23 protein-coding genes and 1 pseudogene are annotated in these 23,379 nt (G+C 35.6%); 17 read left to right on the top strand and 7 right to left on the bottom strand.

What is annotated here, in order from left to right; translation table 11 throughout:
- Positions 1–15 precede the first annotated feature (15 nt).
- The 5 genes from gldL to topA form a co-directional block, all read right to left on the bottom strand.
- On the bottom strand, positions 16–639 hold the full coding sequence (gene gldL / locus P8I29_02430) for a gliding motility protein GldL (GenBank protein ID MDG1916653.1): 624 nt from the start codon (positions 637–639) through the stop codon (positions 16–18).
- Positions 640–674: 35 nt separating this feature from the next.
- Positions 675–1,973 carry an SUMF1/EgtB/PvdO family nonheme iron enzyme gene (locus P8I29_02425; protein MDG1916652.1) on the bottom strand — a complete coding sequence of 433 codons (1,299 nt, stop codon included), beginning with the start codon at positions 1,971–1,973 and terminating at the stop codon, positions 675–677.
- Between the two features lie 113 nt (positions 1,974–2,086).
- Entirely contained in the window at positions 2,087–2,992 is a 906-nt protein-coding gene (locus P8I29_02420; protein ID MDG1916651.1) for a type IX secretion system membrane protein PorP/SprF, read from the bottom strand.
- A 91-nt stretch (positions 2,993–3,083) separates the two neighbouring features.
- Positions 3,084–4,244 carry a formimidoylglutamase gene (locus P8I29_02415; protein MDG1916650.1) on the bottom strand — a complete coding sequence of 387 codons (1,161 nt, stop codon included), beginning with the start codon at positions 4,242–4,244 and terminating at the stop codon, positions 3,084–3,086.
- The gene (topA, locus tag P8I29_02410) at positions 4,245–6,557 is read right to left on the bottom strand and encodes a type I DNA topoisomerase (GenBank protein MDG1916649.1); all 2,313 of its coding nucleotides are present in this window, start codon (positions 6,555–6,557) and stop codon (positions 4,245–4,247) included. It abuts the gene before it with no gap.
- A gap of 186 nt (positions 6,558–6,743) precedes the next feature.
- On the opposite strand from topA, the gene miaB reads away from it, so the two are divergent.
- The 7 genes from miaB to groL all read left to right on the top strand — a co-directional run bounded on the left by miaB (position 6,744) and on the right by groL (position 12,915).
- Positions 6,744–8,192 (top strand): tRNA (N6-isopentenyl adenosine(37)-C2)-methylthiotransferase MiaB, encoded by a 1,449-nt coding sequence (miaB, locus tag P8I29_02405; protein MDG1916648.1) that lies wholly within the window; start codon positions 6,744–6,746, stop codon positions 8,190–8,192.
- A complete protein-coding gene (locus P8I29_02400; GenBank protein ID MDG1916647.1) occupies positions 8,189–9,343 on the top strand; it encodes a sigma-54 dependent transcriptional regulator in 1,155 nt (384 codons plus the stop codon). Before miaB ends, P8I29_02400 begins: the two co-directional genes overlap by 4 nt.
- The gene (locus tag P8I29_02395) at positions 9,340–9,843 is read left to right on the top strand and encodes an LptE family protein (protein MDG1916646.1); all 504 of its coding nucleotides are present in this window, start codon (positions 9,340–9,342) and stop codon (positions 9,841–9,843) included. The genes P8I29_02400 and P8I29_02395 overlap by 4 nt, the downstream gene beginning before the upstream one ends.
- Positions 9,837–10,547, top strand: a complete 711-nt coding sequence (locus tag P8I29_02390) for a tetratricopeptide repeat protein (protein ID MDG1916645.1) — start codon at positions 9,837–9,839, stop codon at positions 10,545–10,547. The genes P8I29_02395 and P8I29_02390 overlap by 7 nt, the downstream gene beginning before the upstream one ends.
- Positions 10,548–10,551: 4 nt before the next feature.
- Entirely contained in the window at positions 10,552–10,887 is a 336-nt protein-coding gene (gene secG / locus P8I29_02385) for a preprotein translocase subunit SecG (GenBank protein ID MDG1916644.1), read from the top strand.
- A 105-nt stretch (positions 10,888–10,992) separates the two neighbouring features.
- The gene (locus tag P8I29_02380) at positions 10,993–11,271 is read left to right on the top strand and encodes a co-chaperone GroES (GenBank protein ID MDG1916643.1); all 279 of its coding nucleotides are present in this window, start codon (positions 10,993–10,995) and stop codon (positions 11,269–11,271) included.
- Positions 11,272–11,283: 12 nt separating this feature from the next.
- A complete protein-coding gene (gene groL, locus P8I29_02375; GenBank protein ID MDG1916642.1) occupies positions 11,284–12,915 on the top strand; it encodes a chaperonin GroEL in 1,632 nt (543 codons plus the stop codon).
- Between the two features lie 74 nt (positions 12,916–12,989).
- Here groL and P8I29_02370 read toward each other — a convergent pair whose 3' ends face one another.
- Both P8I29_02370 and P8I29_02365 read right to left on the bottom strand, forming a co-directional pair.
- Positions 12,990–14,006 (bottom strand): COX15/CtaA family protein, encoded by a 1,017-nt coding sequence (locus P8I29_02370; protein MDG1916641.1) that lies wholly within the window; start codon positions 14,004–14,006, stop codon positions 12,990–12,992.
- A gap of 5 nt (positions 14,007–14,011) precedes the next feature.
- Positions 14,012–14,386 carry a heavy metal-associated domain-containing protein gene (locus P8I29_02365; protein ID MDG1916640.1) on the bottom strand — a complete coding sequence of 125 codons (375 nt, stop codon included), beginning with the start codon at positions 14,384–14,386 and terminating at the stop codon, positions 14,012–14,014.
- Between the two features lie 98 nt (positions 14,387–14,484).
- Here P8I29_02365 and P8I29_02360 point away from each other — a divergent pair, with 98 nt between their 5' ends.
- The 10 genes and pseudogenes from P8I29_02360 to P8I29_02315 all read left to right on the top strand — a co-directional run bounded on the left by P8I29_02360 (position 14,485) and on the right by P8I29_02315 (position 23,255).
- Entirely contained in the window at positions 14,485–15,318 is an 834-nt protein-coding gene (locus P8I29_02360; GenBank protein ID MDG1916639.1) for a DMT family transporter, read from the top strand.
- Between the two features lie 77 nt (positions 15,319–15,395).
- Positions 15,396–15,803, top strand: a pseudogene (rplU, locus tag P8I29_02355) (50S ribosomal protein L21).
- A gap of 134 nt (positions 15,804–15,937) precedes the next feature.
- A complete protein-coding gene (gene rpmA / locus P8I29_02350) occupies positions 15,938–16,198 on the top strand; it encodes a 50S ribosomal protein L27 (GenBank protein MDG1916638.1) in 261 nt (86 codons plus the stop codon).
- Positions 16,199–16,296: 98 nt separating this feature from the next.
- Positions 16,297–17,568: a serine--tRNA ligase gene (gene serS, locus P8I29_02345; GenBank protein ID MDG1916637.1), complete on the top strand. Its 1,272-nt coding sequence runs from the start codon at positions 16,297–16,299 to the stop codon at positions 17,566–17,568.
- Entirely contained in the window at positions 17,568–18,092 is a 525-nt protein-coding gene (locus P8I29_02340) for a hypothetical protein (protein ID MDG1916636.1), read from the top strand. Before serS ends, P8I29_02340 begins: the two co-directional genes overlap by 1 nt.
- Entirely contained in the window at positions 18,093–19,907 is a 1,815-nt protein-coding gene (locus P8I29_02335) for a tetratricopeptide repeat protein (protein ID MDG1916635.1), read from the top strand.
- Positions 19,904–20,206, top strand: coding sequence for a DUF4286 family protein (locus P8I29_02330; protein ID MDG1916634.1), 303 nt, complete (start codon positions 19,904–19,906; stop codon positions 20,204–20,206). Before P8I29_02335 ends, P8I29_02330 begins: the two co-directional genes overlap by 4 nt.
- 3 nt (positions 20,207–20,209) lie before the next feature.
- Complete coding sequence (gene rsmA, locus P8I29_02325; GenBank protein ID MDG1916633.1) at positions 20,210–20,974, top strand: 16S rRNA (adenine(1518)-N(6)/adenine(1519)-N(6))-dimethyltransferase RsmA; 765 nt, start codon at positions 20,210–20,212, stop codon at positions 20,972–20,974.
- Complete coding sequence (gene mgtE, locus P8I29_02320; protein MDG1916632.1) at positions 20,974–22,323, top strand: magnesium transporter; 1,350 nt, start codon at positions 20,974–20,976, stop codon at positions 22,321–22,323. Before rsmA ends, mgtE begins: the two co-directional genes overlap by 1 nt.
- Positions 22,320–23,255, top strand: a complete 936-nt coding sequence (locus tag P8I29_02315; GenBank protein ID MDG1916631.1) for an NAD(P)-dependent oxidoreductase — start codon at positions 22,320–22,322, stop codon at positions 23,253–23,255. The genes mgtE and P8I29_02315 overlap by 4 nt, the downstream gene beginning before the upstream one ends.
- Positions 23,256–23,379 lie beyond the last annotated feature (124 nt).

The following is a 23,379-nucleotide window of genomic DNA, read 5'->3' as shown; positions in this document are numbered from 1 at the left end:
TAAATGAAAAATTGTTTATTTATTCATTGCGCTAAGCATGTTAGCATACATTTTGTTAAGCGCTTCTAGATTAGTGCCTAGTTTGGATATTTCAACTTGAAACTTCTCGGAATCACTGACAGAATTACCCATGTTTTGCATTGTTTTAAGCTGTAAATCATAATACGTATTCATTTCAGCTAACTTTCTAGCAGCTTCACGCATTTGATCACTATAATCACCCGTAGCAGATACAGCATCCATAGACTTATTAACGCCCTCAACAGTTTCATTAAAGGATCTTAAATTATCCCCTAATCGAGTTATTAAGGCTTGATCAACATTAGCTTTGTCTAACATGTTATCTAATTCCTGAACTGGAGTTTTTTTCGAGGATGAAGAAGTTCCATCATCTGGATCTTTCATATATGCTAATTCTGGGTAAACCAAACTCCAATCTGGATCTTCATGCGGCTTCTCAAAAGCAGAGAAGAAAAAGATAATTGCTTCTGTTGAAAGTCCGATAGTAAGCATAGCTCCAGCACCTGGCCAGTCCATTAATTTAAATAGTGCACCTAGTATAACGATAGCAGCTCCAAAACCATAAAGCTTTGCCATTCCATTTTTAAACTTCTTTGAGTTGGGGTTTAATAATGCCATAATTTGTTGTTCTTATAAGTTGTTAAAAAAATTAATTATCTAAAATCTGCTTTATCTCTACCAATAAAGGATATCACGTTTCTAAATCCAATGTATGATTTTGCTGTATCTTGAAATTCATAATCTCTTGTCCCTACCTGGATAAAGTGTGAGATATCTTTCCATGAACCGCCTCTAATAACTTTACGCTTTAGAATTTCTGGATCAGAATCTTCAGCATCATAGTTGAAGTCAAAGTTCATGTCATGAGCAAAATTAAATGCAGATTCATCATAAGCATTGCTAGTCCATTCGGCAACATTTCCAGCCATATCATACAGACCAAAATTGTTAGGGTTGTATGATGCAACCTTCACTGTTCTTAAACCACCGTCAGCAGTATAGTTACCTCTTCTAGGCTTGAAGTTAGCTAAAAAACAACCAGCATCATTAGTAGTGTATGGTCCACCCCAAGGATATGGAGCTAAATCATAACCACCCCTAGCCGCATATTCCCATTCTGATTCTGAAGGAAGACGGAATTGATCGTGAAGAGGTTCTTCTCTATCGTTTAAGTAATTATCTAATATGTGTGTTCTCCATTTAGAAAAAGCGACTGCTTGTTTCCAACTTACACCAACAACAGGGTAATCATCAAAAGCTGGGTGATGAAAATAATTCCTTGAGAGCGGATCATTGTAAGAATACGTGTAGTCTGATGTCCAAACTAAAGTATCAGGAAAAATATTTAATTCTGGCTTTTCAATAAAGATAGATCTGTCTTCCTTGCCTTTTTCTTTATTCGTTCTTGATGATGCTCTGACTATATCAACATCTTCATAACGGTAATTGTATTTTCTAGTATCGAATTGACGCCTTGAATAAAAACGCTCATGCTCAGGAAGGTACATCTCATCTTCTAGCACCTCTCTTACCTCTGCATCATCCCAACGTATTTGTCTACTCCAATCAATATTTGGCGGGTCAATAAAATTACCATATTCATCCTCTTCGATAAGTTCGTAACCTTCTACTCCGTTTTCACCTAGAATAACACGCGCTATAGAGTCACGGACCCAAGAAACAAATTGTCTGTATTCGTTATTAGTGATTTCCGTTTCATCAATATAAAAAGCAGCTACAGAAACTGTTTTGTGCTGAGTTACATGTGCATAAGGCACATCCTGATCTCCAGGCCCCATATTATAACTTCCTTGAGGCACAAAAACCATTCCATAAGGATCGGTAGGGTTCCAAATAGGTCTATTTTGAACACCTATTAACTCTCCATTTCCTGTGGTAGAACAACTTGCAAATACTATTGCAACAAATCCGAGGATAAATAAATTTTTCATAATACTCATATTTTAATACCTCAATATAAGAGGGTTTATTTTTTATCTAAGCCACAAAATCACCACTTAAAAAAGTGATGATTGAACTTGAGAAAGTCACAAATATAACAATTTTATAGGAATCGAGGATTTTTAAACCCTTTAACTACTTTGTTATAATCGATTTTGAAACAATACCCAAGCATAAATTCAAAAGTTCCTGATGTGGACACGTTTGTTGTAGGAACATCATATGAAAATCCAAACTTAAGATCTTCGTTGATATGCATACCTAGCAATAATACCGCACGAGAACTCGGTCTATATGTAACTCCACCCCACAACTTTTTATTGTATTCAAGGATTGAAGTTAAATCAACAGTAGTTGTAACCCCCTCAGTTTTTACTAATAGCGAGGGCTTTAATGCCATCTTTTCGTTCAATTCGTGTACATATCCAGCAGTAAGGTAGTAATGTCTTTTAACATCAATGATATCTAATGATGTAGAAATTGTTGGCTCATTCATGTGTTTTGAAGATAGACCAACATATAATTTTTCCGAATTATAAAATAACCCCATACCTAAATCCAATCCAGAACCGTTTTCATCTGTTGTAGGTATTGATGGATCAGGATTTTGAGTAATGATATTAGCACCGTTCACTTTATCTTGAATTACTCCGACCGAAAGACCTATACCAAGCTTACCATTAGAGATATCGAGCTGGTATGCGTAAGAAAGGTTTAAGGACAAAAATTCATTTTGACCAATTTTGTCTGTCAAAATATTAAGACCAATACCTCCATGCAATAAAGATAATGGACTTTGAACTGCAAAATTTGTTGATACAGGAGCATCTTCAAAACCTACCCACTGAGATCTATGCAAAGCAGTAGCACAAATAGCCTCTTCACTACCGGCCGACCCGGGATTGAAAGACAGGTTATTAAAAATATATTGACTAAACTGTGGATCTTGCTGTGCTTTGGAATGAAAAGCGAAAGATAACAACAAGAAAAGCAAAAAATATTTTTTCATAAAAGGTAACGTCAAAACGTATATCACAATTAATATTCGGCTAAAATAACTATTTTTTTTTACTAGAAAAATAGCTTGAGTAAGTATTCCTTTAATGTTGATTCATTTTTTGAAAAGCTTTCCACCATCTTTCGGGCACATCTCCCTTTACAGCTATCTGATAGTCATTGTAAGAACAAGGAATAAAATAATTTTCTAAAGGCAAGGTTGGGGAAGAATTAATTATTGGGACTTCCATCCACCATTTTTCTAATTTTTTATTTTTGTAAAAACAAGCATTATACTCACCTTCTCTCATAGAAACATGATATTTAACCATATCATCGTCGTTTGGCTTGAAACGCTTCATTTTATGAAAAAATCCTTCAAAAAAGCACCAAATCATTTGTGCCACTAACTTTTCAGATTGTAAGTTTTCGTCACTTTTATTGTAAAAATTATAAATACCTAAAGTTTTTAGACGACCACTTATACCTGCATAACGCATTATCTGACAAGCATCTTCCGCATAAAAACCATTAGGAGAACCATCTATATTTGAAGGATTATCAGAAAGTCGAACACAATTCATATCAAATGTTACAAAATCTGCATTTCTAAGTGATGGCTCTACTTCTTCAATATTTTGTTTTATTTCACCTAATCGATAGGCATCGAAATAAAGTTTTTCAATTAATTTGATTGAATCTTGAGTATTTAGATAGGTTTGATAGCCTATGTTAGTATAATTAAACAAAACATTTGGCTGGGTTTTTAAAATATCAGACAAAAAGGCATCAGAAGGTTGACTATGTTCATCTACTCCAAAATCAAAACGAGAATCAAAACCTACCATATTAGACAATTTACCTAATTTAACACAAGATCGATATTGTGATATGGTCAAATCTTGACCGCCACCAATAACAAGAGCAAACAAATTTCGTTGTTCGCACTCAATCAAAACGTCAGTAAGTAATTGATAGGTATCGCTAATTTTTTCGCCCAAAAGCAATTGTCCCAAATCGGCTATTCTAAGTCTTTCTTGACCTTCAAAAAGTTGATATAACTCTTTACGAATATTATCGAGTGATTCATCATTATTTGCAACAGGAGTTCCTCGAAATTCTGGAACAGTGAACATTACCAAATCTGCTTCTGAAAGATTTGGAAAATCACCTTGAGTGTAAGCCATCACATTCTGTCCTAACTGACTAGACTGGTAGTCTTCGTTATGATGAACTATAGGTTTAAAGCTTAACTCAAATTCCATTTACTTCTTCTTACTTTTTTCTGCCAGATCCAAACACATTTCTCTAGTTAAAGACTTTGGCTCAACATCTTTAGGAATCTTGACATTTGTTTTATTTTTACGTGCCCCCTCTCCTATCTGAATAAAAGGACCATATCTACCATTAAGGACTTGAACTAAAGGATCACCCTCAAATCGGTTAATTATTTTTTCTGCCTCAGCCTTTCTATGTGCTAAAATCAATTCTACAGCTCTATCTATTTCAATAGTTAATGGCTCATCACCGTCTGCTTTTTTGATAGACACAAACTTACCTTTGAAACGCAAATATGGTCCAAAGCGTCCAATAGCTGCAACTACCTCGTCACCTTCAAATTCACCAACAACTCTCGGCAATTTAAACAATTCTAACGTTTCTTCTAATGTAATAGTAGTAATGCTTTGTGAAGCTAAAAGAGAAGCAAATCTAGGCTTCTTTTCATCACTAGCTTCTCCAATTTGTGCCATAGGTCCAAATCGACCTATTTTAACATATACATTTTCATTCGTTTTTGGGTCGGTACCCAAAAGACGCTGTCCTTTAGCGGCCTCTGAGTTGTCTGAAACTTCATTTACTGTTTTAAGAAAACCATCGTAAAACTGGCTAATCATCTCATTCCAAACCTTATCTCCTTTGGCAATAAAATCAAACTCTTTTTCCACCTCAGCAGTAAAGCTGTAATCCATAACAGCAGCAAAATTTGTTTCAAGAAACTCCGTAACAACGATACCAATATCTGTCGGTTTCATTTTAGACTTATCAGAGCCTGATTTTTCAGATTTTTGCTCTTCTTTTACCTCATTATCTTTTAATGAAAGGCTGATGTAAGGCTTTAAAACACCCTCACTCTGTCCCTTTTCTACATATCCTCTATTTTGAATAGTAGTAATTGTAGATGCATAAGTAGACGGACGTCCAATACCAAGTTCCTCTAATCGTTTTACCAAACTAGCCTCGGTAAAGCGAGGTTTAGGCTTACTGAAACGTTCAATAGCATTAATTTCTTTTGAAGATACGCTATCTCCTTCAACAAGCTGTGGCAACATTCCATCTTGCTCTTCAGAATCTTCATCATCATTACCTTCCATGTAAACTTTCAAAAAACCTTCAAACTTTATCATCTCCCCTTTAGCAACAAAATTATGAGAAGCATTAGAAACTGTGATTTCAGCAGTTGTTCTTTCCAATTGAGCATCTGCCATTTGAGAAGCAATAGTTCGTTTCCAAATGAGCTCATATAATCTTTGGTGATTACGCTCTCCATCTACTTTAGCATTAGCTAGATTGGTAGGACGAATAGCTTCGTGAGCCTCTTGCGCCCCTTTGGATTTTGTAGCAAATTTTCTACTATTGAAGAATTCATCTCCATAAGTCGATTTAATATAACCGCCAGCTGCTTTAATAGCATCGTCTGATAAATTCATGCTATCTGTACGCATATAGGTGATTTTACCCGATTCGTAAAGCTTCTGAGCAACACTCATTGTTTGCCCTACGGTAAAGCCCAATTTCCTTGAGGCTTCTTGTTGCAAGGTAGATGTTGTAAACGGAGCTGTAGGGGATTTTTTAGCGGGTTTTTTAGTCAGCGATGTAATTGTGAAATCTGAAGTTGAGCAAGACTCTAAAAACGCAACAGCCTCTTGTTTCGTGTCAAAACGTTTAGGCAGATCTGCTTTAAATATTTTTTGATCTTTATTCAAGAAATAAGCGGAGACCTTGTAGCTAGATTTACTAACGAAGTTTATTATTTCTTTTTCTCTATCTACAATCAATCGAACAGCAACAGATTGAACACGACCAGCAGAAAGGCCATATTTCACTTTTTTCCAAAGCACTGGCGACAACTCAAAACCAACCAAACGATCAAGCACTCTTCTCGCTTGTTGAGCATTAACGAGGTTAATATCTAATTCTCTAGGATTATCAACAGCTTTAGTTATTGCTGATTTGGTAATCTCATTAAAAACGATTCGCTTTGTTTTGTCAGATTCTAATTTTAAAGCCTCTTGTAAATGCCAAGCGATTGCTTCTCCTTCACGGTCCTCATCCGTCGCAAGCCAAACAGTATCCGATTTTTTTGATAATTTACTTAACTCATCAACAACTTTTTTCTTATCAGGGGAGATTTCATAGGTAGGAGTAAAACCATTTTCGATATCAATAGCCATACCACCTTTTTTAGGTAAATCTCTGATATGCCCAATACTTGACTTTACAATAAAATCTTTGCCTAGGAAACCTTCGATGGTTTTTGCCTTTGCTGGTGACTCCACAATAACTAAATTTTTTGCCATAAGAAATAAGTTGTTTTCGTTTAAAAATGAGTGCAAATATAGAATACCTTTTTTTAAATTACCAAACGACTGACAAGCCTAACTCCCATTTATATTATAAATAATATAATTATTTTCAAAAAAAGATTTTTTCTGTCAATTTGGCAGTTTTTGTTAATTTTGTGAACTTTATTTTGAGTAAACGATATGAAAGACACTGAGAAAATAGTGGATATTGCAAGACAAGGAGAAGCCCTACAACTTGAAAAATCAGAGGTAAGCAAGAAGAAAATGTACATTGAAAGCTATGGCTGTCAAATGAATTTTTCGGACAGTGAAATTGTGGCTTCTATCCTTACTAAGGAGGGTTTCTCAACCACTCCAAACCTAGAAGATGCCGACGTTGTCTTTGTAAACACCTGTTCGATTAGGGAAAAAGCAGAGCAAACGGTTAGAAACAGACTCAAAGTTTATAATGCTATAAAGAAAAAGCAAAACCCTAAAATGTTAGTTGGAGTTTTGGGTTGTATGGCTGAACGCCTTAAAGATAAATTTCTTGAAGAAGAAAAACTCGTCGACATTGTAGTGGGCCCTGATGCTTACAGAGATTTACCCAATCTTATTGATGAAGTTAACGACGGAAGAAAAGCAGTTAACGTTATCCTTTCCAAAGAAGAAACCTACGCCGAAATCAGCCCTGTTAGATTAGGCGGAAATGGAATAACAGCTTTTGTATCTATCACTAGAGGTTGTGACAACATGTGTACATTCTGCGTTGTTCCATTTACTCGAGGAAGAGAAAGAAGCAGAAACCCAGAAAGCATCGTTCAAGAGTGTCAACAATTAGTCGCTGATGGCTACAAAGAAGTTACTCTGCTAGGGCAAAATGTAGACTCCTACTTGTGGTCTGGTGGCGGATTAAAAAAAGACTTCAATAAGCTAAGTAAAGAAGAACAAAGCAAGAGTACTAATTTCGCTCAGCTACTAGCTATGGTAGCAGAAGTTAGCCCAAATTTGAGAGTGCGTTTTTCAACCTCTCACCCCAAAGATATGCAAGACGATGTACTTCATACTATTGCCAAATACGAAAACATCTGTAATTACATTCACCTACCAGTTCAATCAGGAAATAGTAGGATATTAGAACTGATGAACAGGGGCTATACCAGAGAATGGTATTTAAACAGAATTAAAGCAATAAGAAAAATTATTCCCGATTGTGGAATCTCTATGGATATAATTTCAGGGTTCTGTACTGAAACTGAGGAAGACCATAAAGACACCTTAACTTTAATGGAAGCTGTCAAATATGATTTTGGATATATGTTTAGCTACTCTGAAAGACCAAACACTCAGGCACAAAGAAAGTTAAATGACGATGTTTCAGCCGAAACTAAAAAAAGAAGATTGCAAGAAATTATAGAGCTTCAAATGAAACATTCTCTCATCAGAACTAAAGAGCAAGTAGGAAAAACTCATAAAGTACTGGTTGAAGGAGTGTCAAAAAAATCAAAAGAAGAGCTTTATGGTCGAAATTCTCAGAATACCGTTGTAGTATTCCCAAAGGAAAATTATAAACCTGGCGATTACGTTTTGGTGAATATTGAAGAATGCACCTCAGCTACGTTGAAAGGTAAAGCAACAAAATTAGTATGATAAAACACCAAGACATTAAACAGAGGTTTGGTATAATTGGTAATTCAAATAAATTAGATCGAGCCATCAGTACAGCATTGCAAATTGCACCTACTGACATATCCGTGTTAATCACTGGGGAAAGTGGCGTAGGAAAAGAAGCTATGCCCAAGATCATTCACTACAATAGTCAAAGAAAACACAACAAATACATCGCTGTAAACTGTGGTGCTATTCCTGAGGGCACAATAGACAGTGAGTTATTTGGTCACGAAAAAGGAGCTTTTACAGGAGCGAGTGACAACAGACAAGGCTATTTTGAAGTCGCCGATGGCGGCACTATTTTTTTGGATGAAGTTGGCGAACTCCCTTTAAGTACCCAGGTTCGACTATTGCGAGTTTTAGAAAGCGGAGAGTTTATGAAAGTTGGCTCTAGCCAGATAAAAAAAGTAGACATCAGAGTTATTGCAGCCACTAACGTAAACATTGAAGAAGCAATTCAAAAGGGAAAGTTTAGAGAAGATTTGTTTTACAGACTAAACACCATAAATGTCAAAATGCCTTCCCTTAGAGAGCGAATTGAAGATATTCATTTACTATTTAGAAAGTTTGCAGCAGATTTTGCTGATAGGTATCACATTCCTCCGATACGACTTGAAGAAGATGCCGTAGATTTATTACAAACTTACTCTTGGCCGGGAAACATTAGACAACTTAAAAATGTCGCTGAACAAATTTCAGCTGTTGAGCAAGACAGAAGCATAAGTAAAGAAATTTTAATAAACTATATCCCAAAACAAAATACTACACCCGTATTGTTCAAAAATGAAAAAACTGATAACGACTTTTCTGAAAGAGAAATACTCTACAAGGTTCTTTTCGACATGAAGAACGACCTTAACGATTTAAAAAGAGTCACTAAGGAACTAATGGGAGAAAAAAAACACGATATAGAAGAAGAAAAGGTCATAAATCATCTGATTGAAAAACCAACAATATCAATTGCTGAAAAAGAAATTGAAGAAGATGTCTTTTTAACCCTGCATGAGCAAGAAAAAATCCTTATTGAAAAAGCTTTAAAAAGACATCAAGGAAGAAGAAAAGATGCCGCCGAAGAATTAGGCATTTCGGAACGCACACTTTACAGAAAAATTAAAGAGTACTTATTGTGACAAGAGTTATAAATATATGTCTGTTAGTTTTATCTATCAGTTTCAATTCGTGTGGGATCTATTCCTTAAGCGGAGCTTCCATTTCTGATGATGTAAAATCAGTCAGTATCAAAACTTTTGAAAACAGAGCTACACTATCGCCACCCGTTTTGTCAAATAAAATGACTGAAGCGCTAAAAGATAAGTTTTCATCCGAGACAAATTTAATCCCTGTTTCTGATAATGGCGATATAAAGTTTGATGGTCATATTTCAAATTATTCGATTAATCCAATTGCAATACAAGCCAATGAAACCGCCTCACAAAATAGACTTAGCATTTCTGTCAAGGTAAACTTCATTAACAATTTAGACGAAGAAAGTAACTACAAAAAAACGTTTAGCAGGTATGCAGATTATGACAGCTCTATAGATTTTACTAATATTGAAGAATCGCTCAATGATGAAATCATAACTCAATTGATAGAAGATATTTTTAACGAAGCATTCACCAATTGGTAAACAATAAAGACACATATTCGAATTGGCTAAGCAACCCTAATGAACTTGACGTTAAGGAAACTGATAGCTTAAAGGAGTTGATAAATCTTTATCCATTTTGCTCAACATCTAGAGTTTTATACCTAAAAGGTCTTCAAAACACAAACAGTATACACTACAACCAAGTCCTAAAAGAAACAGCAGCTTATGCTGGTGATAGGCAAAGGCTTTTTTATCTTCTTACAGAAGAAAAAAACAAAAAGGTTGAAACACCAAAAACAATAAAGAAAATAGAGCCTGATACAAACGACGAAAAAAGTTTGTTAGAAAAAGAGCTTGAAATTGGACAACCTCTGGTGTTTGAAAAAGAAGAAAAGCACTCTTTCAATGAATGGCTTAAGCTCAGTCAAGCTAAACCTATTCAACGCTCTTCAGAAACAAAAAACAATCTACAAAAAAAGGTTAGTCTGATCGAAGATTTTATTGCTAATAGAGAAAGGACACCAAAGAAAGAATTTTACTCTGCTAGTAATAAAGCAAAAGAAAGTGTTGAATTTCATTTCGATATTGTTACTGAAACACTTGCAAAAGTATATCTAGAGCAAGGGCACTATGAAAAAGCAAAAGCAGCATATAAGCAGCTTTCCTTGAAATATCCCCAAAAAAGTTCTTTATTTGCAAGCCAAATTGGATTAATCGATCAATTGATCACTAAAAATAAATAAACTTATGTACACGATTTTCTCTGTTTTAATAGTAATAACCTGCGTTTTGCTAGTGTTAGTAGTATTGGTTCAAAACCCTAAAGGAGGCGGATTATCAGCAACTTTTGGCGGTGGAAATCAAGTTATGGGAGTTAAAAAAACTGCAGACTTTTTAGAAAAAGCGACATGGTATTTAGCAATATCACTCCTTGTTTTTTCTTTAGCGTCTAATTTTGCCATCTCATCATCTAATGATTCGGGAATGCAAAACCAATCAATTATGCAAGAGCAAATTGATGAAACAGCTATCCCTGCTCAAAGCCTTCCTTCATTACCAATACAAGAGGCACCAGCTGAATAGTTTTTTGTCAAATTTTCAGAAAATCTGAAAAAAAGTCATTTCTCAAAAAGTGTGTCCTTGTGGCACACTTTTTGATTTGTACTATAACAATTATTAATTTAAACTATAACAATTATGAATGTAAAACCACTTGCAGACAGAGTACTAGTTGAACCAGCACAAGCTGAAACTACTACTGCATCTGGAATTATAATTCCAGATACTGCCCAAGAAAAACCACAAAAAGGCACAGTAGTTGCCGTAGGCAATGGTAAAAAGGATGAGCCTTTAACTGTTAAAGTTGGTGACACTGTTCTATACGGCAAATATTCTGGAACTGAGTTGAAATTAGAAGGTAAAGACTACATGATTATGCGTGAGTCAGACATCTTAGCAATCATTTAAAAAAACAAAACAATGGCAAAAGAAATTAAATTTGATATAGAAGCAAGAGACGCCCTAAAAAGAGGTGTTGATGCTCTTGCAAATGCTGTAAAAGTAACGCTAGGTCCTCAAGGCCGAAATGTCGTTATCGATAAGAAGTTTGGAGGCCCTTCAATTACTAAAGATGGTGTATCTGTAGCAAAAGAGATAGAGCTAGAAGACACCATAGAAAACATGGGCGCTCAGATGGTAAAGGAAGTTGCTTCAAAAACAGCTGACATTGCTGGTGATGGTACAACAACCGCAACCGTGTTAGCTCAAGCTATCGTTTCTAATGGACTGAAGAACGTTGCCGCTGGAGCCAACCCCATGGATTTAAAAAGAGGAATCGACAAAGCTGTTTCTGTTGTAGTTGAAAATTTAAAGTCACAATCGCAGGAAGTCGGTGACAGTATAGAAAAAATTCAGCAAGTAGGTGCCATTTCTGCAAATAACGATAATGCTATTGGCTCTCTTATTGCTGAAGCTATGGACAAAGTAAAGAAAGAAGGCGTTATCACTGTTGAAGAAGCTAAGGGTACTGACACTTATGTTGAAGTGGTTGAAGGTATGCAATTCGATAGAGGTTACTTATCACCTTACTTCGTGACAAATGCTGAAAAAATGTTAGCTGATTTGGATACTCCATACATTCTTTTATACGACAAGAAAATATCCAATATGAAAGACTTGTTGCCTATCTTAGAACCAGCTGCACAGTCAGGTAAACCTTTATTAATTATTGCAGAAGATGTAGATGGTGAAGCACTCGCTACATTAGTAGTTAATAAAATGAGAGGTTCGTTAAAAATTGCTGCCGTTAAAGCACCAGGTTTTGGAGACAGAAGAAAAGCAATGCTTGAAGATATAGCTATTCTTACAGGAGGAACTGTGATTTCTGAGGAAAGAGGATTCAAATTAGAAAATGCTACCATCGAGATGTTAGGTACTGCTGAGAAGATTACTATTGACAAAGACAATACAACTATTGTAAATGGTGCAGGTAATAAAGATAACATTACGGCAAGAGTCAATCAGATAAAAGCTCAAATTGAAAGCACTACTTCGGACTACGACAGAGAAAAACTTCAAGAAAGACTAGCTAAGTTAGCTGGTGGTGTGGCCGTTCTTTATGTTGGCGCCGCTTCTGAAGTCGAGATGAAAGAAAAGAAAGACAGAGTTGACGATGCTTTACATGCTACACGAGCAGCAGTAGAAGAAGGTATAATTCCTGGTGGTGGTGTAGCTTTAGTAAGAGCCGCTGACCCTCTTGCAAAGCTCAAAGGAGATAATGCTGACGAAACTACAGGTATTCAAATCGTTACACGAGCTATTGAAGAGCCTTTACGTCAGATTGTGGCCAACGCAGGTAACGAAGGTTCTGTTGTCGTTTCAAAAGTAAAAGAAGGTAAAGCAGACTTTGGATACAACGCTAAGAAAGAAGAATACGAAAATATGTTCGAAGCGGGTATTATTGACCCCACCAAAGTAACACGTGTAGCATTAGAAAATGCGGCTTCTGTAGCTGGCATGTTACTCACTACCGAATGTGTACTTGCTGATATTCCAGAAGATACTCCTCCAATGCCTCCAATGGGCGGTGGCGGTATGCCCGGAATGATGTAAAAGATGTAAAAAAACGTTAAAAAAAAAGCCCTCAGCATTTTGCTAAGGGCTTTTTTGTTTTTTCAGAGTACAAATCACTTATCAGCTAGTCTAATCCTAAAAATCATCATGAACAGTATTCCGAATAATATTGTGGCGAATAGTAAGTGAGCATTTTGAACTAAACCAATCATATCAAAATGGGCTAATAAAACACCGCTTAATAATTCAATCACTAATATGGCATACAACCAACGTATGATTTTGTGCTTAGAGCCCACTTCGTTTTTGTAAGCCATATAAGTCAATAAAGCCAAGACCAACCAAGAAAAACTTCGGTGAATAAAAAACGATAAACCGAGGTAGTCTGTCCATAGCTCACGACCAATACCAGCACGAGTTAGCTCGTCAATAGCTTCTCTGACTTGAGTGCCTAAAAACATTTGAAAAGCAGTAATAAGGAAGCATGCCCAAACCAGATAGCTTACTTCCTTTGACAATGTTATGTTTTGAGATTGTGACGGACTCACTAAGCGAATTACATAGAGTTGAAGACCAATAATTACAAGTGCAAAAAACAAATGCAAAGTAATTGTCCAAGGAACTAAGTTAGATGCCACAACAATAGATCCAAACCAAGCTTGAAAAGCAATGAGAATAAGATTTATTACCGACACAAAAAACAAGCGTTTATGCTTTCGATAATAAAAGGCAATCCAAAAGAAAATGAGTAATAAAGAATTACCTGCTAAAAAACCGAATAACCTATTGACATACTCTGTCCAGGTTTTGCGAACATTAAAATCTTCCTCTTTCAATAAATTTGGGTCGTTCTTCAGCTGCTCCGCCACATCGGACATCCCAAAAACAGAGATTATTTTACCAAACTTCTCCACTTTATCAGCTCTTTTCTGACTGAATCGTTCTTTATAATCGGCAGGCACTTGACTACTGTCGGTGGGTGGCACCCACTGATCAAAACATTTGGGCCAATCAGGACATCCCATACCACTGCCCGTAGTTCGTACAAAACTACCAGCAATAACAACTAGAAAGATGAACACTAAAGCCCACCAATTAAATCGAACAAAACGTCTAGAAAAAGTACTCATATCTTTTAGTGAGTGTCTATTTTTTTCTTTTCAATAGTCTTTAAAATCTCAACATCTACTGATGCAACAGTATATGCACTATCTTTTAAACAGTTTATAGTATTCACAATATCGTATTCACTAATCAAACTGTTATCAAAAGAAATAGAAGCTGATTTGCTTTCAAAATCAACATCAGCAGAAACCACGCCGTCAATTTTTTCTAATTCTTCGTCAATATAAGCAGCACAGCCTACTTGACAGCTCATACCTTCAACAATTAATTCCGCTTTGGTATCAGCAACTTCAATAACTTCTTCTTTTAATTCTGATGGCTTAGACTGTCCGCAGCCCACAATAAGACTTAAAAGCAAAACCGATGATAAAAATAATTTGAACATAATGTAATGTTTTTTAGGGTTACAAAAATACTAACATATCTTTGCAAAAATTATTGTAAGTGAATTTATCTTCCAAAAAATTTTATCACTGGGCCTTAATGATTCTTTTAGCATTCATTTGGGGTAGTTCTTTTATACTAATGAAAAAAGGACTAATTGTATTTAATGATCTAGAAGTTGCTCAACTAAGAATGGGAATAGCATGGCTAAGCCTATTACCTTTTGTTTGGAACAAACTATTTAAAATACAGAAAAAACACATCATTCCTATATTGGTTGTAGGTCTTTTTGGCAATGGTTTTCCGGCCTTTTTGTTTACTAAAGCTCAAACTGAATTAGACAGTTCACTTATCGGTATATTAAATGCTTTGGTGCCTCTATTTACTTTTGTGTTAGCTATGTTGTTATTCAAAACTAAAGTCAAAGTAAGTCAGCTTATTGGAATTTTACTAGGTCTTTCTGGAGCTGTATGGTTAATCGCTGGTGGCGGCTTAGTCCTTGAAAACGCTCACTACTCGTGGTATATCATCGTTGCAACTTTGTGCTATGCCATTAGCCTAAACACCATTAAAAATTATCTACAAGAAATGAGCGCTATTGATATTTCAGGCTTAGCATTTTTTGTAGTTGGTCCATTTTGTCTCTTAGCACTCGGATTTTCCGATTTTTCATTTAAAATGATGAATAGCGAAGGAGCAAATTTGGCCTTATTCTATATCATCATACTCTCTACGGTTGGCACCTCCATAGCCTTGGTTTTATTCAACCAACTCGTGAAAGGCACAACGGCAATTTTTGCATCATCTGTGACTTATTTGATTCCTATTGTGGCCATTTTTTGGGGCTTTATTGATGGCGAAATCATTACCTTAAATCACTTTATTGGTATCGCTATAATTTTAGGGGGAATACACTTGGTTAACAAAGCCTAATATTTTTTTGTCAATTATATATTAATTATTACATTTGCAGCCCACTAAAAAACAGTGGATAAACTAAAACTTTAAGAATGTACGCAATTGTAGAAATAGCAGGGCAACAATTCAAAGTAGAGAAAGACCAACAAATATTTGTTCATCGTCTAGATAACAAAGAAGGAGCTAAAGTTGAATTCGATAACGTTTTATTGATTGACAACAAAGGCAAAGTTAATGTTGGCGCCCCAGCTATCAGTGGTGCAAAAGTAACTGCAAAAGTGCTTGGCCACATGAAAGGAGACAAAGTTATTGTCTTCAAAAAGAAAAGAAGAAAAGGATACAGAGTAAAAAATGGTCATCGCCAATCGTTTACTCAAATTGAAATCCAAAGTATTGTTGAAAAAGGTGCTACAGCGAAAAAAGAAGCTAAAGCTACAGTGAAAAAAGAAGCTAAAGCTGAACCTAAACCAGCAGCTAAAAAAGCTCCTGCTAAAAAAGCAGCTCCTAAAGCTAAAGCAGCAAGTGCAGCTAAGCCGAAAGCTACTGCAAAGAAAACAACAGCTAAAAAACCTGCTGCTAAAAAACCAGCAGCAAAGAAAACTGACAAATAGTCTAACAATTAAATTAAAATACTATGGCTCATAAGAAAGGTGCAGGAAGTAGTAAAAACGGTAGAGAATCGGAAAGTAAACGATTAGGTGTAAAAATCTATGGTGGTCAAGGCGCAATAGCTGGTAACATCATCTTACGTCAAAGAGGAACAAAACATCACCCAGGTGAAAACGTAGGTATGGGAAAAGATCATACTTTATTTGCTCTTACCGATGGTATTGTTCAATTTAGAAAAAAAGCGAATAACCGATCATTCGTATCCGTTGACCCTATCAACAATTAAAAGGTAGCGTTATAATAAATTATTAAACTCCCTGCTTTTTAAGTCTGGGAGTTTTTTTTGATTTAGAATGTTATTTTTGTGAAACAAGAACTCAATTTATGTTACAGATTAATTATATACGAGAAAATACGCATGAAGCGATAACAAAATTGGCTAAAAGAGGGTTTGATGCAAAGGCCTCTTTAGAAGAGATTATTGCTAAAGATAAGCTAAGGAAAGAAACCCAAAACAAGCTAGACGACATCTTATCTCAATCCAATCAATTAGCTAAAGAAATTGGTTCGTATTTTAAAAATGGCGAAAAAGAAAAAGCAGAAGAAGCAAAATTAAAAACTGTAACACTAAAACAGCAAAGCAAAACTCTTAGCGAACAACTAAACCAAATAAGTGACGAATTACAAGATTTGCTAATACACATACCCAACGTACCTCACGAAAGTGTACCGAATGGCAAAACTCCTGAAGATAACGAAGTCGTGAAAGAAGAAGGCGACATCCCTAAACTGCATGATGGTGCACTACCGCATTGGGAGTTAGCTGCCAAATACGATTTAATAGATTTTGAGTTAGGTACAAAAATTACTGGAGCAGGATTTCCCGTTTATAAAGGTAAGGGAGCAAAACTTCAACGTGCATTGATCAACTTCTTTTTAGACAAGAATACTGACGCCGGCTATTTGGAAGTTCAGCCACCCCACCTAGTTAATGAAGCAAGCGGTTTTGGCACTGGTCAATTACCTGACAAAGAGGGACAAATGTACCATGTTACTGGCGACAATCTTTATCTTATTCCTACAGCAGAAGTTCCCGTAACTAATATCTTTAGGGATGTCATTGTTAAAAATGATGAGTTCCCTATAAAATACACTGCATATACCCCCTGTTTTCGACGAGAAGCTGGTTCATACGGAAAAGATGTGAGGGGATTAAATAGACTACACCAATTTGATAAAGTGGAGATTGTTCAAGTTCAAAAACCTACTGACTCCTACCAAACACTGAATGTAATGGTGGAACATGTTACTGAACTACTCCGAGATTTAGAGTTACCATTTCGAATTTTAAAATTATGTGGCGGTGATATGAGCTTTACTTCTGCCCTAACATTTGACATGGAAGTTTATTCGGCAGCGCAAAAACGTTGGCTAGAAGTTAGCTCCATTTCAAACTTTGAAAGCTATCAAGCAAATAGGCTAAAACTGAGATACAAAGACGAAAACAAAAAAAATATCCTTTGCCATACGCTCAATGGAAGTGCATTGGCACTACCAAGAATAGTGGCTTCTATTTTAGAAAATCACCAAGATGAAAATGGCATTAAAATACCAAAAGCGTTAATCCCTTATACTGGTTTTGAATACATCAACTAATGAGATTTATCTACATCATATTAATCGGTCTTTTATTTGCCTGCTCAAACTCGAGTTTTGAACAAGAGCAATTAAGAATAAATGAATTAATCGCTGAATATGACAGCCTATTCATAACTGTTGAAAACATCGATATTAGCTCTGCTGGAGTAAATTTAAAGCGATACAAAGAATCATTAGAGTACTCTCAATCCAAGCTCAGTACCGAAAAAAAACCAAGTCTTAAAACGATGACCTTCCTCAACGACATGAAGCTAATGAAGCGACAGTTTAGGAATGCTCCAAGACAACATAAAGGGTTTATCAAAAACATAATAAGAAATCAAGAGCAGCTCGAAAATTTACGCAATGACATTAATAATTCCATCTTTAATAAGGAAGAGATAAACGCAATTGTCTTGAGAGAAGAGCAGGCCTATGAAGCCTTATCTATTAAAGTAAAAGAATTCCAAATTGCATACCCCAGTTATGAGGCTCGATTTGATAGTCTATTCCAACTCACCGAAACATTTAACTACGAATAAATGAGGTTGTTTTTAATCATAACATTATGTATTTATGGTTTAAACATATCTGCTCAGTCAAATTCTAACTTAAGATTAGCCAATAAATACGCAAATAGTAAGGAATGTGAAAAGGCCAATGAAATTTACAAAACTCTTGAGTCAAAGGTCAACATCTTAAGCTACTACTCTAATTACTTAAAATGCTTACTTATCGAAGAAAAACATGCAACAGCATTAACTCTAGTAAAAAAAGTAAGAAAAAAATACCCTTCAAAACCTAAATACATTGCTGACTTAGGCTTTGTATATAAAGCCAAAGGCGACAAAATACGAGCAGAAAAAGAATTCAAAAAGAGCTTGGACGCCTTAGCAAAAGGAAGTATTAATCAAGTTACTCAACTTGCTAATTCCTTTTCAAAAAATAAAGAATACCAATGGCTATTTAAAGCATATCAAAAAGGTCAAGAATTAAATCCTAACTATGAATTTGGTTTTCAGTTGGCAAGTTCATTGAGTAGTATAGGAAAGACTGAAGAAATGATTGACACCTACCTCAATTTGGTCGAAAAAAAATCAAGTCATCTTAAAACCGTAAAAATAAGGCTTCAAAATACTTTAGGCAGAACAAAAAGTAGTAAAGACAATTACGATTTATTATCAAAAAAATTATTGTCACGAGTACAGAAAACAAATAATAATGCACTGACCGAATTATTAGTTTGGTTGTATATACAATCCGATGAATATGGTGCGGCATACATCTTTACTAAAGCACTTGACAAACGATTAAAAGAACAAGGAGGGCGAATGTTTGACTTAGCTTACATTGCTTATGAAAATAACGCATTCGATGACGCTATAAAAAGCTACCAGTACCTCATCGACTTAGGAACTGAAAACCCCTACTATTTCGATGCCAAAATCTCACAAGTCATAGTTAGCGGAGAAGAGCTTATGAGTAGAGAATATTCTAAAGATGAATTAACTTCTCTCGAAAAAAAATACCAATCTACCATTGAAGAACTAGGCAAAAGTAAAGAGATAGTATATTTGATGAAAGATTACGCTAAGCTACAAGCTTATCATCTCTTTGATACTTTTAGCGCTGTTATGACCCTAGAAGAATGTATTGATTTGCTTGACCAAAATGAACTTCAGGCAGAATGCAAGCTTATGCTTGGCGACATATACTTAATAAATAACAAAGATTGGGACGCCATTATTCAATACTCTCAAGTAGAAAAAGCGTATAAAGAAAACCCTATTGGACACGAAGCTAAATTCAGACGTTCTAGAGTGGCTTATTTTCAAGGACAGTTTGATTGGGCACAAGCACAACTCGATGTTCTGAAAGGATCTACCACTAAACTCATCGCCAATAATGCCATGAAATTATCATTACTCATCACCGACAATATGGGCTTAGACACATCAGCTATGGCTATGGAAATGTATGCTAAAGCCGAATGGCTTATTTTTCAAAATAAAATCGATAAGAGTTATAATTTATTAGACAGTATGCTAACGATTTTTGGAGGGCACACATTATGTGACGAGATACTTTACAAACAAGCAGAAATCCAAATAAAAAAGAAAAACTATTCTGAAGCTGCTGCGCTTTACGAACAAATATCAACAGAATTCTCTTTTGATATACTTGCAGACGATGCTTTATTCCAATGGGCAAAATTACTTGAAGAAAAACTAGACGATAAAACCAAAGCACAAGAGTTATACGAGAAGATAGTATTAGACTATTCGGATAGTATCTATACCGTTGAATCTAGAAAAAGATTTAGAAATTTAAGAGGGGATCAAACTACAGAACTATGATTATTTACAATGTTACAGTAAGTATAGACCAAAGCATTCACGAAGATTGGCTACAATGGATGAAAGATATTCACATCCCAGAGGTCATGGAAACAGGCTTCTTTTTAGAAAATAAAATCTGCCGATTAATGGTAGATGACGAAATCACTTATGCCATACAGTACACTTGTGAAAACATGGACAAGCTTAATGAGTATCAAGAAAAATACGCTCCAAAAATTCAAGAAAAACACACAAGCAGATACAAAGGGAAGTTTGGCGCTTTTAGAACACTATTAGAAATCGTTCATCAACACTAAGTCATGTCGAAAGTAAGAGCAAAAAAATTCCTAGGACAACATTTTCTTACTGACTTAGGCATTGCTCGAGAAATAGCCAATAGCCTAAGCTTAAAAGGTTATGAGTCGGTTTTAGAAGTAGGTCCGGGAATGGGTGTGCTGACTCAATTTCTTTTGCCTCTCGAAATAGAAACCTATGTCATAGAGATAGACAGAGAGTCGGTGGCTTATCTAAAAAAACACTATCCCAAGTTAGAGCATCACCTTATTGAAGGCGATTTTTTGCAGCTACCTGTTGAAAGCATATTCAAAAAGCCACTAGCTATAATTGGTAATTTTCCATACAACATATCCACTCAAATACTATTCAAGGTCCTTGACCATAAAGACCTAATACCTGAAGTAGTGGGCATGTTTCAAAAAGAGGTAGCCGAACGTATTGCTTCGCCATCAGGCAGTAAAAAGTACGGGATTACAAGTGTCCTCTTACAATGCTATTACGACATCGAATATCTATTTACAGTAGATGAAACCGTTTTTGATCCACCACCAAAAGTAAAATCTGCAGTGATAAGACTAAGACGAAATAATCGAGAAAAATTGAGCTGTAATGAAGCTTTATTTATCAGAGTTGTGAAAACAGCTTTCAGCCAAAGAAGGAAAACTTTGAGGAATGCCTTAAAAAGTCTTAACTTGGTGGACGAAAACAGAGCTGAACGCTATCTTTCTCTAAGAGCAGAACAACTTGGCGTAGAAGAGTTTATTGATTTAACAGAATGTTTTGAGTGATGAAATTTGAATTAACAAATGAATTTATAAGCGAGTTAAATGAACTCATCAATAATAAAGACCCACAGTCTGTTCAATCTTATATAAAAGACTGCCACCACGCTGATATTGCTGAAATACTAGACGAATTGGAATTTGAAAATGCCTGTTTCCTATTCGAACTTCTTGAAGATAATATTGCCGCAGATGTTTTGGTTGAATTAGAAGATGATTTAAGAGAAGAACTTTTAAAAATACACTCGCCTAAAGAAATTGCTGAAGAATTTGTGGACAACATGGATTCTGATGATGCTGCTGATATTATTTCTGAACTTCCTGAAAATAAAAAACAAGAAGTTTTATCCCATATAGAAGACCAAGAGCTAGCTAGTGATATTGCTGACCTTCTAAATTACGAAGAAGATACTGCTGGTGGACTAATGGCTAAAGAGCTGATTAAAGTTAACAGCAATTGGTCCGTAATGCGTTGTGTTAAAGAAATGCGTCGCCAAGCTGAGGATGTAGAGCTAGTTTACACTATATATGTAGTAGATGACAACAATGTTCTTTTAGGTACGCTATCACTAAAACGATTACTTTTAACAGACTCTAAAACTGTCATTTCTGATATCATGAAGGAAGATATCATTAAAGTTAGTGCTTCAATGGATCAAGAAGAAGTCGCTAATACAATGAACAAGTACGACTTAATTGTTCTTCCTGTGGTCAACGATCTAAACCAATTGATAGGTCGAATTACTGCCGACGATGTCATGCACATCATGAAAGAGGAAGCCGAAAAAGATTATCAAATGGCATCGGGTATTTCTGAAGATGTGGAGTCTAGCGATACCGTATGGGAAATTACTCGTGCTAGACTACCCTGGCTACTAATCGGCATGATTGGCGGACTCTTTGGCGCAAAAGTAATCGGTGTTTTTGATATTGAAAAAAATTACCAAATGGCATTCTTCATCCCATTGATTGCCGCTATGGGTGGAAATGTAGGTGTTCAGTCTGCAGCTATTGTAGTACAAAGTTTAGCCGGAGGAACCAACTCACTTGGAAATATCTCACAACGCTTATTAAAAGAATTAGGTGTTGCATTAGTTAATGGTGTTATATGCTCAAGTATTATTCTTTTGGCTGCTTACTTTTTGGGTTACGGCATTTTACTTAGCTTAACAGTGAGTATTGCGCTATTATCCGTTATTATCTTTGCTGCATTGTTTGGCACATTTATCCCTCTCATATTGGATAAAAATAAAATTGATCCTGCCCTAGCCACAGGGCCGTTTATCACTACTGTAAATGATGTATTGGGCTTATTTATTTATTTCCTCATCGGTCAGCTGATTTTATCCATATGAAAAAAGTACTTTTTGTGGATACAGTTCACCCTTACTTATGGAATGAGCTCGAGAAGGAAGGATACCAATGTGTTGAAGGCTACTCACTAAGCAAAGTACAGATTATTCAACAAAACATTGATTTACATGGTATTGTTATTCGCTCTCGCTTCAAGTTAGATGCCCATTTTATCGATCATTTTAAGGATTTGAAGTTCATTGCTAGAGCCGGTTCTGGTATGGAAAACATCGACTCCGACTTTGCTCAAACAAAAAACATACATTGCTTTAACGCTGCCGAAGGCAATAAACAAGCTGTAGCCGAACATGCTTTAGGTCTGATGTTAAGCTTATTCAATAATCTAAAAAAAGCGGACCAAGAAGTTCGAAAAGGAATTTGGAATAGGGAAGAAAATAGAGGGCTAGAATTAAGTGGCAAAACGGTCGGTATTATTGGCTATGGCAATAATGGTTCGGCATTAGCTAAAGTATTGAGTGGATTTGACACTAAAGTACTGGCTTATGACAAATACAAAACAAACTACGCCCCAAAATATGCTATCGAAAGTGATATGCAAACCATTTTTGAACAAGCTGATATTTTGAGCCTACACATTCCTTTAACGGAAGAAACGGAGCTCTTAGTAAATACTAAATTTTTAAGTCAATTCAAGAAATCCATTTACCTCATCAACACTTCTAGAGGCAAATGTGTAGATACTGAAGCTCTCGTTAAAAACCTGAATTCAGGCAAAGTATTGGGAGCTTGTTTAGATGTTTTAGAATACGAAAAGAGTTCTTTCGAAAATCTGAGAGATTCTGAAACATTGACGCAATTGTTTGAGTCCGAAAAAGTTATCCTCTCCCCTCACGTTGCTGGTTGGACAAAGGAAAGCAAATTGAAACTAGCACAAGTGCTTCTTCAAAAAATCAAGTCCACACCAAAAAGGTAGATAAATCTTTTCATGGTATTTTATTAAAGGGTTTTGTACTCCACAAAGTTAATTTTATTAACTTATTGGCTGTCTCTATTGACTAATAAAATAGGTTAATTAGAAAATATAAACTGTACCGTAT

This window comes from Flavobacteriales bacterium (assembly GCA_029248105.1).
GTDB lineage: Bacteria > Bacteroidota > Bacteroidia > Flavobacteriales > UBA7312 > UBA8444.
Note: the sequence above shows the minus strand (reverse complement) of the source record. Positions and strands in the feature narration are given on the sequence as shown.

What these genes read in the sequence shown, in the direction of transcription:
- P8I29_02335 (MDG1916635.1), top strand. Translation starts at nt 18,093, where the DNA reads ATGAGGTTGTTTTTAATCATAACATTATGTATTTATGGTTTAAACATA.
- secG (MDG1916644.1), top strand. Translation starts at nt 10,552, where the DNA reads ATGTACACGATTTTCTCTGTTTTAATAGTAATAACCTGCGTTTTGCTA.
- P8I29_02370 (MDG1916641.1), bottom strand. Translation starts at nt 14,006, where the DNA reads ATGAGTACTTTTTCTAGACGTTTTGTTCGATTTAATTGGTGGGCTTTA.
- P8I29_02420 (MDG1916651.1), bottom strand. Translation starts at nt 2,992, where the DNA reads ATGAAAAAATATTTTTTGCTTTTCTTGTTGTTATCTTTCGCTTTTCAT.
- P8I29_02315 (MDG1916631.1), top strand. Translation starts at nt 22,320, where the DNA reads ATGAAAAAAGTACTTTTTGTGGATACAGTTCACCCTTACTTATGGAAT.
- P8I29_02360 (MDG1916639.1), top strand. Translation starts at nt 14,485, where the DNA reads ATGATTCTTTTAGCATTCATTTGGGGTAGTTCTTTTATACTAATGAAA.
- P8I29_02365 (MDG1916640.1), bottom strand. Translation starts at nt 14,386, where the DNA reads ATGTTCAAATTATTTTTATCATCGGTTTTGCTTTTAAGTCTTATTGTG.
- topA (MDG1916649.1), bottom strand. Translation starts at nt 6,557, where the DNA reads ATGGCAAAAAATTTAGTTATTGTGGAGTCACCAGCAAAGGCAAAAACC.
- groL (MDG1916642.1), top strand. Translation starts at nt 11,284, where the DNA reads ATGGCAAAAGAAATTAAATTTGATATAGAAGCAAGAGACGCCCTAAAA.
- P8I29_02415 (MDG1916650.1), bottom strand. Translation starts at nt 4,244, where the DNA reads ATGGAATTTGAGTTAAGCTTTAAACCTATAGTTCATCATAACGAAGAC.
- P8I29_02330 (MDG1916634.1), top strand. Translation starts at nt 19,904, where the DNA reads ATGATTATTTACAATGTTACAGTAAGTATAGACCAAAGCATTCACGAA.
- P8I29_02425 (MDG1916652.1), bottom strand. Translation starts at nt 1,973, where the DNA reads ATGAAAAATTTATTTATCCTCGGATTTGTTGCAATAGTATTTGCAAGT.
- rpmA (MDG1916638.1), top strand. Translation starts at nt 15,938, where the DNA reads ATGGCTCATAAGAAAGGTGCAGGAAGTAGTAAAAACGGTAGAGAATCG.
- gldL (MDG1916653.1), bottom strand. Translation starts at nt 639, where the DNA reads ATGGCATTATTAAACCCCAACTCAAAGAAGTTTAAAAATGGAATGGCA.
- rsmA (MDG1916633.1), top strand. Translation starts at nt 20,210, where the DNA reads ATGTCGAAAGTAAGAGCAAAAAAATTCCTAGGACAACATTTTCTTACT.
- mgtE (MDG1916632.1), top strand. Translation starts at nt 20,974, where the DNA reads ATGAAATTTGAATTAACAAATGAATTTATAAGCGAGTTAAATGAACTC.
- P8I29_02400 (MDG1916647.1), top strand. Translation starts at nt 8,189, where the DNA reads ATGATAAAACACCAAGACATTAAACAGAGGTTTGGTATAATTGGTAAT.
- P8I29_02340 (MDG1916636.1), top strand. Translation starts at nt 17,568, where the DNA reads ATGAGATTTATCTACATCATATTAATCGGTCTTTTATTTGCCTGCTCA.
- miaB (MDG1916648.1), top strand. Translation starts at nt 6,744, where the DNA reads ATGAAAGACACTGAGAAAATAGTGGATATTGCAAGACAAGGAGAAGCC.
- serS (MDG1916637.1), top strand. Translation starts at nt 16,297, where the DNA reads ATGTTACAGATTAATTATATACGAGAAAATACGCATGAAGCGATAACA.